Origin of the sequence: Endozoicomonas sp. YOMI1 (assembly GCF_024606345.1) — a bacterium.
In the GTDB taxonomy this organism is placed as follows: domain Bacteria; phylum Pseudomonadota; class Gammaproteobacteria; order Pseudomonadales; family Endozoicomonadaceae; genus Endozoicomonas.
The window spans coordinates 1-14,402 of sequence record NZ_JAHHPM010000512.1 but is presented as its reverse complement, the minus strand read 5'-3'; the positions used below and the strand labels follow the sequence as shown (position 1 = coordinate 14,402).

The 14,402-nt window shown below is 47.4% G+C and carries 10 protein-coding genes; 5 read left to right on the top strand and 5 right to left on the bottom strand.

Annotated features, from left to right (window positions below; all coding sequences use genetic code 11):
* Positions 1 to 358 precede the first annotated feature (358 nt).
* The 4 genes from KDK15_RS18250 (at position 359) to KDK15_RS18235 (ending at position 4,019) form a co-directional block, all read left to right on the top strand.
* Positions 359 to 2,341, top strand: a complete 1,983-nt coding sequence (locus KDK15_RS18250; protein WP_257296822.1) for a penicillin-binding protein activator — start codon at positions 359 to 361, stop codon at positions 2,339 to 2,341.
* Positions 2,316 to 2,690 carry a YraN family protein gene (locus tag KDK15_RS18245; RefSeq protein WP_257296821.1) on the top strand — a complete coding sequence of 125 codons (375 nt, stop codon included), beginning with the start codon at positions 2,316 to 2,318 and terminating at the stop codon, positions 2,688 to 2,690. The genes KDK15_RS18250 and KDK15_RS18245 overlap by 26 nt, the downstream gene beginning before the upstream one ends.
* 105 nt (positions 2,691 to 2,795) lie before the next feature.
* A complete protein-coding gene (locus KDK15_RS18240; protein ID WP_257296820.1) occupies positions 2,796 to 3,380 on the top strand; it encodes a phosphoheptose isomerase in 585 nt (194 codons plus the stop codon).
* Between the two features lie 54 nt (positions 3,381 to 3,434).
* On the top strand, positions 3,435 to 4,019 hold the full coding sequence (locus KDK15_RS18235) for a BON domain-containing protein (RefSeq protein WP_257296819.1): 585 nt from the start codon (positions 3,435 to 3,437) through the stop codon (positions 4,017 to 4,019).
* Positions 4,020 to 4,055: 36 nt separating this feature from the next.
* Here KDK15_RS18235 and KDK15_RS18230 read toward each other — a convergent pair whose 3' ends face one another.
* From KDK15_RS18230 to KDK15_RS18220, 3 genes are all read right to left on the bottom strand, one after another.
* Entirely contained in the window at positions 4,056 to 5,135 is a 1,080-nt protein-coding gene (locus KDK15_RS18230; RefSeq protein ID WP_257296818.1) for an ankyrin repeat domain-containing protein, read from the bottom strand.
* Positions 5,136 to 5,338: 203 nt separating this feature from the next.
* Complete coding sequence (locus KDK15_RS18225; protein ID WP_257296817.1) at positions 5,339 to 6,607, bottom strand: dihydroxy-acid dehydratase; 1,269 nt, start codon at positions 6,605 to 6,607, stop codon at positions 5,339 to 5,341.
* 174 nt (positions 6,608 to 6,781) lie between these two features.
* Positions 6,782 to 7,384 carry an NADPH-dependent FMN reductase gene (locus KDK15_RS18220; protein WP_257296816.1) on the bottom strand — a complete coding sequence of 201 codons (603 nt, stop codon included), beginning with the start codon at positions 7,382 to 7,384 and terminating at the stop codon, positions 6,782 to 6,784.
* 168 nt (positions 7,385 to 7,552) lie between these two features.
* Here KDK15_RS18220 and KDK15_RS18215 point away from each other — a divergent pair, with 168 nt between their 5' ends.
* The gene (locus KDK15_RS18215) at positions 7,553 to 13,018 is read left to right on the top strand and encodes a hypothetical protein (RefSeq protein ID WP_257296815.1); all 5,466 of its coding nucleotides are present in this window, start codon (positions 7,553 to 7,555) and stop codon (positions 13,016 to 13,018) included.
* Positions 13,019 to 13,069: 51 nt separating this feature from the next.
* On the opposite strand, the gene KDK15_RS18210 is transcribed toward KDK15_RS18215, so the two are convergent.
* A complete protein-coding gene (locus tag KDK15_RS18210) occupies positions 13,070 to 13,492 on the bottom strand; it encodes a ClpXP protease specificity-enhancing factor (RefSeq protein WP_373691405.1) in 423 nt (140 codons plus the stop codon).
* 38 nt (positions 13,493 to 13,530) lie between these two features.
* Positions 13,531 to 14,160, bottom strand: a complete 630-nt coding sequence (locus tag KDK15_RS18205; RefSeq protein ID WP_257296814.1) for a glutathione S-transferase N-terminal domain-containing protein — start codon at positions 14,158 to 14,160, stop codon at positions 13,531 to 13,533.
* Positions 14,161 to 14,402: the final 242 nt, after the last annotated feature.

Sequence of the window (14,402 nt, the reverse complement as noted above, 5' to 3'; positions counted from 1 at the left end):
GAGCGCAACATTCGTTGTTATGATCCAAGGCTCAAGCTGCCTTTATGCCAGTCCTTAATACAATACACCACCCTGAAAACAGGGAAATAACTGTATTATTGCGACCAAAAAAACCTGCACAGGCCTCCTAGGAGGGGTCGACTGCAGCCTGTCTTAAAGCTTGAGCGCCACAGCTATTTTTATACTGTTGTTTTGGCAGCTGCTATACCACTTCAGGAACCTATGTCACAACCCGGGATTGCAAAAATGAATAAAATTCGAACCAACAATAGCCATAACCTATAGTGTCGATTCCTAGCCCTGTGTACAATCGAAGTACTAACAAAGACACCCCAGAAGAGCTGGCCCACGACTTCAAATGATGACTTTTACAACCGCTCTGAGTAACAGCCTGCCCCGGAAGCTGGCAGCCATTACTATGGCTGCGTTTATTTCTTTACTGATTACTGCCTGCTCATCACAGCCCAAAAGCGCACTTGTGCCAATCGCAAAATCGATCAAGAGCATCGACCAGCAGCTGGCCGACGCTGAGAGGCTCAGTTACCCGGAACGGGCCACCCTGACGCTTGCAATCACCAAAAAGCTGATGACCAAAGAACCAACCCGCACACAGCAAATTCTGGACCGAATGCCTTACCAGCAACTGCCAAAGGGAATTCAGGCGGAACTGGCGGTACAGCAGGCCCAGATTGCCCAGATCAATAGTCAGGACTGGGCGGTGTTTGAGTGGCTTGATCGCGAGGCCGTTATTGTCAGTAACAACACCTACATTAATGCCCGGGCGCACACTCTGAAAGCACTTGCCTATGCAAGATATGGTGAATATCAGGCGTCCCTGGATGAGTGGCTGCTGGCTGGCCCCTACCTGACAGAAACAGAGCGTGAACCACATTACGACAGCTTCTGGCAGACACTCCTTCATGTCCCGGCGGAGCGTCTCGACAGCCTGTATCAACAGGAAAAGTCACAAAAACTGAAAGGCTGGCTGGCCCTGGCATTAATCTATCAAACCGGTCACAGCCTGGATCAACAGCTGACCGGACTTGAACAGTGGAAGCGGGACTGGTCATTCCATCCGGCGCACAAGTATCTGCCCGGAAACTTTGAAGCACTGAAGAGCAGCTCAACCAGGCGTCCTGACAAAATCGCTCTACTACTGCCGCTATCCGGAAGGCTGAGCAAGGTCGGTGAAGCCATTAGAGACGGTCTGCTGGCCTCTCACTATGAAGCCATGAGTCAGGGAGAACCTCTCCCGAGACTTCAGTTTTATAATACCCAGGACACCGATATCAATAATCTGGCCACTCAGGCCATTGAGGAGGGAGCACAGCTGATTATTGGCCCTCTGAGCAAAAGCCGGGTAAAAGCGTTAAACAATGATATTACCAACCGTATCCCGGTTCTGGCTTTGAACTATATTGATGACGCAGCCGACCCGCTTTCAGTTGATGGAGTAGCGGCAACACCGACCGGGTATCGCGCTGGTCTCTACCAATTTGGGCTCTCTGCAGATGACGAAGCCATTATGGCAGCTGAACGAGGCAGACTGGATGGACACAGAACGGCCATTATCATTACGCCCAACACAGAGTGGGGAAAGAAAATCAACACCTCTTTTGAAGCCAGATGGAAAGAACTCGGTGGTGAAGTTGTCGGCTACGGTGAATTTGACCCCCAAACCCAGTTCAGTACTCTGGTTGGCTGGCTGTTGCACACCGATCAAAGCGAAGCGAGAGCAAAACAGCTGAGGCGTGTTCTGGGCGAAAGCCTGGGATTCCAGGCCCGCCGGCGCCAGGACGTGGACATGGTATTTATTGGTGCCAGCCCCCAGGAAGCAAGACAGATCAAGCCTGCCCTGGCCTACCAATACGCACGCAATGTGCCGGTCTACGCAACATCCAGCGCATTTTCAGGAATCACCAATACCAATCAGGATCAGGATATGGATGGTATTCGGGTTCCTGTTATGCCGTGGTTAATTCCCGGAGCACCAGCCCCGCTGGAACAGCAGATCAATACCCTATGGCAACAATCCAGAGGCCAACTGGGCACACTTTACGCACTGGGTGCCGATGCCTATAAGCTCTACCCAAGACTCCAGCAACTGGCAAACCTGCAGGGTAGCCAATTGCAGGGCATGACCGGATCACTGAGTATTGCTCCGAGCGGAAAAGTCCGTCGTGAACTCTCGTGGCAAATATTCAGGAATGGCCGACTCACGCCACTCCCTATCGTGAAGCCCAAAACCCCCGAACGTGAGATCTCTCTGAAAAACAGAGCGAAGAAACCAGTAACCACCACTATTTCCGCCCTCTATGCCCTGGAAGCTCAACCTCAATAGCAGAAAAGGTGCCGAAGCCGAAAAAAGCGCCCTGTTGTTTTTGCAGCAACAGGGACTAACGCTTTTACATAGAAACTTTGCCTGCAAAACCGGTGAAGTTGACCTGATTATGCTGGATCATGCCACCCTGGTTTTTGTCGAAGTTCGCTCCCGAAGCCATATTCAATTCGGTAATGCAGCCAGCTCTATTGACAGAAACAAGCAACAGAAAATTCGCAAGACTGCCGCCGTTTATTTGCAAAAATATCGCCAGCACAGCCACAGGATTTGTCGATTTGATGCAATATCCATTGACAATCATGACGGCACAGGGCAAAACAGCTTAAAATGGATTAAAAGTGCTTTTTAAGAAATTTTCTTAGTGGCAGAGAAATCTTCTGATCGCTGTTCAGAAGAGCGACTTCAGAAGAAAAAAGAATGAAAACCGGATGGTTTTCATTTCAAGGTTTCAGGCATGCATGAACGTATAACGCAACACTTTTCCGACAGCATCGACGCCAAAATCCGCTCGGCAGATGCTCTCCCTCCGCTCATTGCCGATGCAGCAGAGATGATGGTTCAATCTTTGCTGAGCGAGGGAAAAATCATGGCCTGTGGCAATGGCGGCGCGGCAGGCGACGCCCAGCACTTTGTTTCTGAGCTGCTTAACCGGTTTGATCGTGAACGCCCTGCTCTGCCAGCCCTGTCACTTTGCGCAGACAGCCTGACCATGAGCTCCATCGCTAACGATTCAAGTTACAACGAAGTGTTCTCTAAACAGATACGGGCACTCGGTCAGGAAGGTGACATACTGCTGGCCATTTCAGCCCATGGCAACTGCCCCAATATGGTTCAGGCCATACAGGCCGCCCATGACAGGAACATTCAGGTGATCGCCCTGACCGGCAAAGACGGTGGTGACATGGCGCGCCTGCTCCACCCGGAAGAGGTGGAAATCAGGGTGCCTGACATCAGCCCACAGCGCATACAGGAAGTGCATACCCTGGTCATTCATTGCCTTTGCGATCTGATTGATGAGTTCCTGTTTTCCGCTGAATAAACTGGCATCATCTCCAGCAAACCTTAATTTTTCACTCTGCATGAGAGGGGAACCATGAAACCTATCGGCATTGCGCTCTCTACCTGCCTGCTAACCGGATTACTGACCTTGTTAAGTGGTTGCGCAGCGCTGGTTGACTCCGTTAACGAAGAGCCTGTCAACATTGATAACAGCAAACGGACCTGGGGTTCCTGGGTAGATGACCAGACCATTGAAACCGTCACCGCCGTGAACATTAACAAGGCAGATCCCGCCCTCAGAGAGTCAAGAGTTAAAGTTATCAGCTTTAACGGTATCGTCTTACTCATTGGCCAGGTTCCCAACGAAAACCTGAAGAGGCTGGCAGGCCAGACGGCACAGAAGGTGGAAAAGGTCCGCCAAGTCTACAATGAGCTGGAAATTGGCCCAAACGCCGATATTCTGGTGCAAAGTAACGACAGCTGGTTAACCACCAAAATTAAAACCTCAATGGTGACCAATGAAACCGTTATCGCTGACAGAATCAAAATCAATACGGAACAGGGAACGGTTTATCTGATGGGACTCATTACTCCCAAAATGGCACAGGAGGCCGTATCGATTGCAGCCAATACCTACGGAGTTTCAAGAGTCGTAAAGGTGTTTGAGTACATTCAGTAATCAGCAATAAGATCGGCTCTCTTTGAAGATGCCAGCTTATCGAATTGAACCGTAAGAAGCATATTGACCAGCAAGCAGTGATGGGCATTCACTGGATGGATTGATTTTTCTTTGTTTTATGGCTGTTTTTATCATTTTCACAGTTTCTTTGTCTCGTCCATTGAATCGAGCGGCGGAAAGAGGTGCCTTGGTGAAAGCAAAACGGCCTAAGCTCAATATTTTCATTTTTTTCTCTGGGTCTGCACCATTAGCTAATAAGAGCCCAACAATCTCATTGTTACCCTCCTGGGCTGCAAGATAAAGCGGCGTGGCCCCATTTTTAGTAGCCAGGTTAACATTAGCCCCTTTCTCGATCAGCAGCCGGGCCACCTCATAATTAGCCTCTTGAACTGCAAGATAGAGCGGCGTGGCCCCATCTTTAGTAGCCAGGTTAACTTCAGCCCCTTTGTCGATCAGCAGTTGGGCCAGCTCAACATATCCTTTATGTGCAGCACAAAAGAGCGGCGTGAGCCCGCCTTCAGTAGCCAGGTTAACCTTAGCCCCCTTGCTAATCAGTAGCCGGACCACCTCATTATTAGCATTCTGAACTGCAAAATGGAGCGGCGTGGCCCCCATGTTAGTAGCCAGGTTAACATTAGCCAGTTTGTCGATCAGCAGCCGGGTCAGCTCAACATATCCTTTTTCCGCAGCCCAGGTGAGCGGCGTGGATCCTTTTTCATTAGCCTGGTCAACATAAGCACCGTTGTCGATCAGCAGCTGGGCCAGCTCAACATGACCTTCTTGCGCAGCATAAATAAGCGGCGTGTACCCATCTTTAGTGACATAATTAATATTGGCTCCCTGGTGGATCAGCAGTCGGGCCAGCTCAGCATGCCTTTCAGCAACTGCAACAACCAGCAAGGAAACGAAATCCCCGGATTTCACGGAGCGGTAATCCTTGTAAACAATAGATCTGTCCTTTTGCAGTTCTCTATCCAGACAGCCGAGATCGCCGACCCTGCAAGCCGCCAGTGGTGCGGGCTCATTGTAGGGGTTGGCACAGCTTGCTTCAGAAATGGCAGAACCGGGCTCATCAAATCGCTGATAGGTGGAAAAATACCCTCTAATTGACTCCATAGCTCCCCTAGTCTAAAGCATTAGTTAAAACATCGAATGGTTAGTTCAGCAAAATCGCCGTGAACCCTCGCCCAATTTGGCGAGACTCGACAGATTTGCACCACAACGGCACTGATCTTAGACAAAGGATATAATTCCTGCCAGACTGGATGCCCGCCTATTGAATCTGATGTCGCTGAGCCAGATGATTGTTGGAACGAAACTCAATTTCCGGAAAGCACTTTCAAGCCTCCGGTAATGGCAAAGACCCGCTCGGAGTCAGCAATCACTTCCGGATTAAGCGTTCCGGACATTGATTTCCAGACCAGCCGCCCATCTTCCAGTTCCGGCATTTTCAGATAGTCAGCCATGGTCCCATAACAGGGGACAGCATCCATATGCAGCAGACCACGCTCCGCCAGGGCTGCCAACAGAACGGGAACACCACCGGCAACATGAAACTGATGGATATCCGCAGGACCATTCGGATAAACACGGGTCAGCTGCGGAACCGTCTGTGACAGGGCATCAAAGTCATCCCAGGTCAGGATAAAGCCGGCGGCCCGGGCTACGGCAATCATATGGATAGAATGGTTGGTACTGCCACCAGAGGCCAATAAAGCCACAAGGCCATTGACCAGGCTTTTTTCGTCCAGCACTTTACAGAGCGGACGATAAGCAGGAGCCCCGTGAATTTTGCTGGTGATATCCGCTGCAATTTCCTGCGTCAGGACATCACGCAGCCCGGTCCCCGGAGGAATAAACGCGGAGCCTGGCAACATAAGGCCCATGGCTTCAAATACCAGCTGATTGGTATTGGCCGTACCATAAAAGGTACCGGGTGCAGGGTAAGCATTACACGCTATGGTCAGCAGCACATCTTTAGTCACTCCACCGACAACATAGTGCTGACGGACTATTACCTGTTCATCATCAGTAATAACGGTAGGCATTGGGCCGGAAGGTACAAAAGCCGTCGGCAGATGACCAAACGACAATGCACCAATAAGCTGCCCGGGGGCAATCTGGTCACACACACCCAGCAACAATGTTGCATCAAAGGTGTTATGGCTCAGACTGATCGCAACGCTCTGGGCAATAACATCCCGGGAGTACAGGGACATATCCATCCCGGTCTGCCCCCGGGTTAAATCATCACCCATGGCTGGCACGCAACCGGCGACCTGGGCACTGTGCCCCTGTTGGGCCAGCGTTTCCTTAATGGTATACGGATAATCCTGGTATGGCTGGTGTGCACTCAGCATATCGTTGTATGCCGAGATAATCGCTACATTTACCCGGGTAAAGTCAGAAATGGCGTCGTTCTGGCGGTTATCACAGGCCGTCGCTGCATGGGCAAGATTGCTACAGCTGAGGGACTGGCAGATTTTGCCGGTACTGGCCTGATGCTCCATACGGTCAAGATAGTTCTGACGAAGTGACGCACTGCGCTCTGCAATCCTCTGGGTCACTTCAAGCACGGTAGTATTCATAGCGCAACCTCTCTGCTGACACTTCCCGTCCTTGCGGACTATGTTTCACAGTCCGTTGCTCAGGGAACAGGCTTGATCAGCACGTAAAATTCCACAGTGAAAGCTTTTACGATGGTGAGGCAAAGTGGGTACCCAGAAGGCTGTCCGAAAACAGTCTCCCGGATATCATCACAGCTACATGCCATTGCGGAATGTTTTGTGATCAACCACACCACTTTCTCTGACTTGCTGTAATCCTGTTGAATACGCCTTCAGCAGTTTAAGGCAGTAGTCCACCCTGTCCTGCAGATGCTTATCCCCTTCAGGATCCTCTCCCGTGAACACCTGCCCGACATGACGGACAATCACATGATCAGGCAGATAACAGATACGGCAATTTTTGTAACTACTGGTACGAAGTTCCACCACAGGATACGCCCCACCCTGCCCGGCAGAAATCGCAGTAATCAATGCGGGTTTATGGCCCAGCTCAGCTGTACTAAACAGAAGGAAGAAATTCTTCAACCCTGCCGGTACCATGCCACTCCACTCAGGTGCCACAACAATCAGCGCATCCGCCTCTTTCAATTTCTGTTTCCAGGGTGCCAATCTGGCCTGCCACTGCTCATCACCACGCCAGATGGACTCATCCCAATGGGGAAGCGGGTTACCCGCCAGTGATAGAATCTCAACCGAATCAAATAAGGAAAGCTCAAGAACACGATGTGCCAAAACCCGACTGATCCGCTCACTCTGGGATTCCAATCGATGACTGCCACTGATAATTGCAAGCTTCATTTTTCTTCCTGTTCTGCCCTGGACAATGTCACCCCAAACTTTAACAGAGAGTTGCAAAGTCCGGGTTTATTTTTTTACCATTCTTGCAAGATCGTCATTACCGCTTCCAGCACTGCTATGATTAAGCCTTCAGGTCTTCTACATGGGTAAAATTGATAAGGTCTCACTATGCAGGTATCCAATGGGTCAAATAACGTAGCATCATCAACTACGTTATTAACCGAAGTCAACACCAGTGGTATTGTTCGCACCGATACTTTTGATACACAACTAAATCGTCAAGTTCCGCCATTGAATACTTCGAAAGAAAAACCGCTAATCCGCTATAAAATCGAAGAAATGAATCCTGCATCACCCGTTAAAGCAACTGTCGAGCATGGGGCAGAACCCCCGGAAACCGCTCAAAAAGACCGACCGTTAGCCAGTGTTTCGGAAATAACAGAACCATCTCTGCCAGCAGCCAAACGAGCTATCTTCTATGAAGTACTCACTGAAATCATGCACTTTAACCATGATCATCCGGGACAACTGTTTATTTTTGGTTCCTGTGGTATTGACCTGCTACACAGTCATATTAATGAGAATGTGAATGATATTGATATACTGTTGAATGATGAAGAAACCACCAACAAACTGCTTATTCATCTCAATCAAAAACTGCAACGTATAGTGTTCAGCGAAGCTTTTCCCTGGGAAGACTGTAGCCCAAACATGCGTCTTGTTGGTAACCATCCAGATAACGTTGAGATATCACCTTTATCAGGGCAGTTAACCCTGTTTCTTACGGGAAAACCCTGGATCAAAATTGAATGTTTGGTTAAAACCACATGGATGAAAGAACTGGACTTCACACATGATCATTATGTCAACAGAATCCCCACCTATATAAGTACACAGTACAGCGGTACCATTCCTGTTTTGTCGACAAATGGTTATCTGGCTCTCGATCTTTTATCGTTGAAAAACAATAAGGACAATTTAGTTACAAATACAAAAGACAGCCAAAAACTGACAGAAGTACTCAATAGCGCAGTCGCTCTTGCAAAAATAGAGAAGCACTTTACCACTCTGTACTGTCAGCAAAAAAATCCATCTTTTTACCAGTCAGAACCATTTAAAGCACTGATTAGAGGGTTTCATGAAATAATTACTTTAATCAGGAAGATTTACCCTGTTGATCGCTTATACCACTGTTTTTTTGGTTCACCCTATCAGCTAAAACATTCCGCATCCCTGGAAAAAAGGGCGTTGATCAATATTCTTTCGTCGGACAGATTCAGGCATGAAACTGCCTACTCATTCAATGAACTGATGATTTTACTGAGAAATGATTTTCATCTGGAAAATACTGCAAAAGATGGCAATTGTTTTTACGAGTCCCTTGCCAGTGGACTGAATAAAAACCCAACAGCAGCAACCAACTTCCTGAAAACGTATAATTTTCTGCAGGGCACCTTGCTCCACAATACTCCGAATACAAACGTTGTCATCAGTTCTGAAATGGTAAGGTGTACAATCCATAACTGGATAGCCTGCGCACACAACGCCGGATTGAGCGCTTTTGAATACGAGGAACTGAATACTCTGATCCTTCCGGAGTCTGGCATAACCATTAATGACCTGCTGGAGAACCGAACCATTGCCGATTCGGCAGGTAATCCCAATGATACCGCCCACTACGGATGGAGCTCTCTATTGCACATAATGGCTATCGTCACCGGGACAACCATTATCTTGCTGAAAGTCAACCCCAAAGAGCAAAATATTGAGAAACACAAGCACAGTATTCATGAAGCAAAGCAATTAACGCCAAATCTGATTAATACGTTAACTGTTAAGCAACCAGCACTGTTTAACAGCAATGCTGGTGATGCACGACTAACCAGTTTATTATTTATTGCTCACTCTGGAGGAGACCATTATTATGCGGCTTCTCCATCGCCAAGGCTGATGAACATTTTCAAGCCCTATATTCTTGCTGAATACTATCTTACAGCACCTCTCCAGGCTAAAGAAAATCAGTTAACACAACCGCAACATCACTCCAGTCAACCACTGGCTCATCAGCAGACCATCAACGTAGAGACATTCGGCCCTCCACTCAGCCGCTCAAACAAAAGCTCAGATTCAAATGTTGTCGAACAGGACACCAAAAGATCCCCCCCGGAAGTACCGGCGAGCTGCGTTTCAAGCAAAAAAACGCCATCAAAAAAAACAACAGCCGGGCCAGCCAATCCGGCAGAGACCAAAGAGGCAGACCAGGAGGAACTCATTAAGAAAAAAATTCAAATCGTGTTAACCATAATATCCAACCCGAAAACCAGTGACAGCTTGAGTGAAAAAAGGAAGGATAATCTGGGAGATAGTTTATTCAGTGAGGTGTTAAAGGTTATTCAGGAACCCGACCAGACGGATCCGATAACTATTGACATGAGAGTCTTTTCGGATACGACACTGTTAGCACTGGAAACAGGAAAGCGGTTAAATCACATAGAATCCATACTGATCCTGGCACTTTATAAGGTCATTCATCACTGTGACGTTAACAACCCGATATTCATGACTGAAATACTCAGGGACTTGCAAACCGTCAACCGTGTACAGCACATGAAAGCCTCCGCGGTATTGGCGATTCTGGCTGCCCGGACCGGATCTCCTGAAGCATTCAATCTTGCCATGCAGCCCTATGACCCCACTCACAACAACCAGACATATCATGATCTGCACTTCACTCTTCCAGCCGAATTCGACGCAATCTACCCAGATTACCATATTGTTATTCCCCTCCATATTTATAGTGTTATGTATTTTTTAGAAAAAAAGAACCTTTCTGCAGCTGACTGGAAAGAGATAGATCTGGCTTTTCCTGTCAATGAACAGATCAACGCGTTATTAACCCCAACACTTTTAATCAGTGATACACCTGAATCAGGTACAACAGACATCACCACAATGCGCCGGGCAATGCTGTACTGCGCGTACAAGGGCACTATATCCCTGCACAAAGGTGACACTGCGCGCTCCCTGACGTTCTTTTTAAAATCAGCCATTGCCTACATAATGGCAACAGATAACGGGACAGATATCAGTCATTACGAAGAGGCAGCAGGACTATCGGCTATTTATATGACGATTCGCCTGATCTCCTGTATTGATACGCAGTGCAACCTGCAGACAGAAGCGCCTTTTCTTCATAGCTGGATGCCTCATATTGATCTTATCCGACATCACCTTGAAACTGCCAACCTGAAAACATTGCTCTACGCAATCAAGGCACAACGGGCTACCGAAACACTATGGACTCACAGCTGGTTTACCTATGCCTACAGCAAAACAGCAACCCTGCTGGGGCAGGTAATGCCTGAGTCTTTTGAGACGTTCAAGTCCTTAATGGATCACGAAATAAAATTCCTGTTTGATAATGGCAGCCCCATCCAGGAACTCCCGGCCCAGGCCGCCAGGCAAAAACCCGATACAACAGACACAACAACACTCGTTGCCAGAAACAGTAAGGTATACACACTTGCCAGCTCTGCTAATGGCAATAAAAAATGGTGCGCAGACCCGGTATTGCAGGCAAAGTACAAAATAAGTGAGAAACAGGAACCAAAAAAACAAACCAGAAGAGCGGTAGACATTGTTCGAACCCTGAAACAAAGTGTTGACCGTTTGTCAGTTGACTTTTTGCAGTTATATCAGGATGCCAATCCCAATAAAACAAGAAACGCAGCCAATATTTATGCCCGAGCCATTCTGTTACTCGACCAAAGCAATGAACTGGCAACCCAGGATATCGCCATCATTACTCGCGAACTCGAAAACATATCCAAAGACAGGGCAAAAAACAATTTTCTGGAAAAAACCAAAATGCAACAAGCAATGTTAATGTTCAACACATTATACGGCTTTGCTGCACTGTCTCATATCAAAGAAGAGTTCATGTTTAAACAGGAGGTGGCGCAGAGGATAATAGAATTTCACAATACCCTGCTTACCAAAGAGTCAATTGAATCCATCACAGGCAAACACCAGCAAAAGGTGGATAAAATGGTAGCCCACTTCATCGAATTGCTGGACCCTTTACAGTACACCGTTAGCTCTGAACAATTCTTAAAAAGCATGGTTTTGATATTGGCTTCCTGTAAACGCCTTGTTTCAAACTGTATAAGCGATAAAAATGTCGCTTCCATAGAAGCTCTGATCAAACAATGGATAGCTTATTGTAATGATGAAATCAATCTGCTGGAAACACTGGAGCTGATCATTAAACTTGGCTTTCGTGACCATGAATTCCTCGCATATTTTAACCCTCTTATTGATACAATATTACTGAAAATTCAGTACATGACCGCAAAACAAGACGATAGTTATGATAAAGAAGACCAGCTGATTCTTTATCAAAATGTTGAAAAAATACTGGGGAAATTCGATTCAACCAGGCAGATCAATTTTTACCAGTCCATCTGGGCACCCCAGTTAGAAAGGCTCCGCAAAATAACCCATCAAGAGATGGAAATTAAAAATGCCGAAGTAGAAAAGTATTGGAATATTTTGATCAAAGAAGAGCAGGAAAATAATGCCAGAGAACAGAAAAAACTGGAAGCCATTATCAATAGCAAACTGTCAACAATAACCTCAAAAAAAAACAGCCATAACATTGAGAATAGCGATGAATCTGACAACGAAGAATCCACCTCAGTGGAAAATCATCAACCACCCTGCAGTGCCAGTAGTGATCACTTTGGTGACCACAAAGACATCGCTTCCCGGAAAATCGAATTTGACACACTGGAATCACTGGATATGGCATGGCGACATTATGCGAATGGTCAGCTACCACACGCAGATGCCATTGTATTGGAGCTGTTGAATAACCCTCCGGACGACTCACTATTGACTGTCCAGATAAAATCGTTACGAGCCGAGATACTGATTAAACAATTTTTTGATGTCATACCACAGGGTATTCAGAGGGGGCGGGGCATTACCACTTGCTCCACTGATTATCTGAAAAAAATGGAATCCGACCTGGCCAGACAAAAAGAGTTGTCAAAAATGGATAAAAATACACGAATCACTCTACAAAAACAGGAGATACGTAATCTCAGTGATAAAGTTTTCGAACTGGCAACATCATTCTCAACACATCAACAAATTCTGAAAGATGCGTTTACGCTGCAAAAAGAGATCATCAATGTACTGCAACTATTCACCTTCGACAGTGATCAGGAAACACAGGATTTATCACTGATCAAATTTGACCTTGAACTGATTATCGAAGCACAAGATCGTATTACCAGCTTTGTATCCAATATAAAAACAGCCAGTGAAAATCTGATAAAACTCCTTAACTGCCGAAAGCAACTGCTGGCGCTTATACAGGAAGTATCTGCCAGGAAATCAATTTCAGGCCAGCCCTGTTTGCCAGTCACCTGGAATATCGCCTCGAAAAACAGACCATCTGGCACGAAAAGCGATCTTGATCCAGCCCCGGAAGAAACCCAGGCCGAAAATTCCATCACTGAAATCCGCAGCAAGATGGAAATGCTTGCCCAAGCGATGGAAAATTTCAAAGCTCACCTGCTTGGGCCGCAACAGAGTAATTTTGTAAAGAAGCTAATCGAAGCATCTTGAAAAAGAGCCGCATAGCGGCTGTTTTTCAAAGGGAGTCTGTATATAAAAGGGCTACTTAACCACTTTTAAATGAGGACGCCCCGGCTTTTTCGGTGGTTGAGGCGGCTCTTCGTCCGGCACTTCTGCCTGAACATCTTCCGCCTCTTCCCGCTCATCAAGTGGCTCTGCCTCAAAGACCATTCCCTGACCATTCTCCTGGGCATAAATAGCCATCAATGCCGGAACAGGCACGGTAATCGTCAGGGCGCGACCACCGAAACGGCCGTCAAACATGATGTAATCATTACCAATATTCAGAGCCCGTACCGCCGTTGGCGAGATGTTCAGAACAATCTGGCCATCCTTAACGAACTCCTGGGGAACCTCAACGCCACGGCGATAGGCATCCACCAGAATATAGGGTGTGCAATCATTATCAAGAATCCATTCATACAGTGCTCTGGCAATATACGAACGGCTACTGGTCATTGTCATAACAGCCTCCGGACAAACACTTCACGCCGCCAGCCAGGTTATTCACGCATTTCCTTTTCGATTTCAGAAAGGCTTTCCTGGAACGACTCACGCTCAAATAAACGCTCAGCATAGTCCAGAATAGACTTACCCTGTTTCGGCAGCTCAACACCCAGCAACGGCAGACGCCAGAGGATCGGTGCCACACAACAGTCCACCAGGGTAAACTCTTCACTCATGAAGAACGGCATTTCAGCAAAAACAGGCTCAACAGCCAACAGACTCTCCCGCAACTCTTTACGAGCACGAGCCGCCGGTGTCTCCTTGGTTTTGGGATCCAGAATAGTATCCACCAGGGCACACCAGTCTTTCTGAATGCGGTGCATGATCAGTCGGCTCTGGGCACGGCTGACTGGATAAACCGGCAGCAGCGGTGGATGAGGGAAACGTTCGTCCAGATACTCCATCATGACGTTTGGTTCATAAAGAACCAGTTCCCGGTCAACCAGGGTAGGAACGTTGTTGTAGGGGTTCAGATCAGAAAGCGCCCGAGGAAGGTTTTCCGGATTTACATTCTGAACGTCCACCGCAACGCCCTTTTCTGCCAGTACAATACGAACCCGGTGACAGTAATGGTCAGCTGGATCCGAGAAAAAAATCATGGATGACTTTTTGGCAACTACAGCCATTAAGTACCCCCGCCTTCATGCAAAGGATGAGAGAGTTCGGCAACAATCCCGGCCATGACAACAGCCAGAGGGTGACCACAGGCTACTGCATAAACGGGTAAAACAGCCGCCCGCGAAATAACGGACTATCATAGCAAACTTTGCACCTGCCATAACAGTCCCATCAACGCAAATACTGACTACAACATCTGGCTTTTGATGTCAAATAAAGCGGTTTACGACGCCTCAACAGTGGTTCGGGT

What these genes read in the sequence shown, in the direction of transcription:
- KDK15_RS18215 (WP_257296815.1), top strand. Translation starts at nt 7,553, where the DNA reads ATGCAGGTATCCAATGGGTCAAATAACGTAGCATCATCAACTACGTTA.
- KDK15_RS18220 (WP_257296816.1), bottom strand. Translation starts at nt 7,384, where the DNA reads ATGAAGCTTGCAATTATCAGTGGCAGTCATCGATTGGAATCCCAGAGT.
- KDK15_RS18230 (WP_257296818.1), bottom strand. Translation starts at nt 5,135, where the DNA reads ATGGAGTCAATTAGAGGGTATTTTTCCACCTATCAGCGATTTGATGAG.
- KDK15_RS18250 (WP_257296822.1), top strand. Translation starts at nt 359, where the DNA reads ATGATGACTTTTACAACCGCTCTGAGTAACAGCCTGCCCCGGAAGCTG.
- KDK15_RS18205 (WP_257296814.1), bottom strand. Translation starts at nt 14,160, where the DNA reads ATGGCTGTAGTTGCCAAAAAGTCATCCATGATTTTTTTCTCGGATCCA.
- KDK15_RS18240 (WP_257296820.1), top strand. Translation starts at nt 2,796, where the DNA reads ATGCATGAACGTATAACGCAACACTTTTCCGACAGCATCGACGCCAAA.
- KDK15_RS18225 (WP_257296817.1), bottom strand. Translation starts at nt 6,607, where the DNA reads ATGAATACTACCGTGCTTGAAGTGACCCAGAGGATTGCAGAGCGCAGT.
- KDK15_RS18235 (WP_257296819.1), top strand. Translation starts at nt 3,435, where the DNA reads ATGAAACCTATCGGCATTGCGCTCTCTACCTGCCTGCTAACCGGATTA.
- KDK15_RS18245 (WP_257296821.1), top strand. Translation starts at nt 2,316, where the DNA reads ATGCCCTGGAAGCTCAACCTCAATAGCAGAAAAGGTGCCGAAGCCGAA.
- KDK15_RS18210 (WP_373691405.1), bottom strand. Translation starts at nt 13,492, where the DNA reads ATGACAATGACCAGTAGCCGTTCGTATATTGCCAGAGCACTGTATGAA.